Here is a 259-nt window from a genome sequence, read left to right as displayed (position 1 = left end):
CTTCGGTGTCAGTCTGATTCTTATGCAGTTGGTAAGGATGATATTTGGCGCGCAAAACGTTGAAGTCAGCAATGTTGACTGGTTAAGCGGTGCCTATCAAGTGTCCTCTAGCCTTGTACTCCCCTTCAACCGTATCGCTATTATCGGCTTTACGATCATTATTCTTATGCTACTAGTGTACTTACTTAAAAAGACTCGTTTCGGGCTATTTGTGCGCGCTGTGACGCAAAACCGGCAAATGGCGCGCGCGGTTGGTATC

1 protein-coding gene is annotated in these 259 nt (G+C 46.7%); it reads left to right on the top strand.

Annotated elements, in window-relative coordinates:
* The coding region (locus AAEZ05_RS29190) for an ABC transporter permease subunit (RefSeq protein WP_502947813.1) at nucleotides 1-259 on the top strand (259 nt) is incomplete at both ends.

The sequence above is a fragment of the Pseudomonas sp. HY13-MNA-CIBAN-0226 genome, assembly GCF_040310305.1.
Taxonomy (GTDB): Bacteria; Pseudomonadota; Gammaproteobacteria; order Pseudomonadales; family Pseudomonadaceae; genus Aquipseudomonas; species Aquipseudomonas gregormendelii.
The sequence above is the reverse complement of the archived record's forward strand: the minus strand, read 5'-3'. Positions and strand labels throughout refer to the sequence as shown.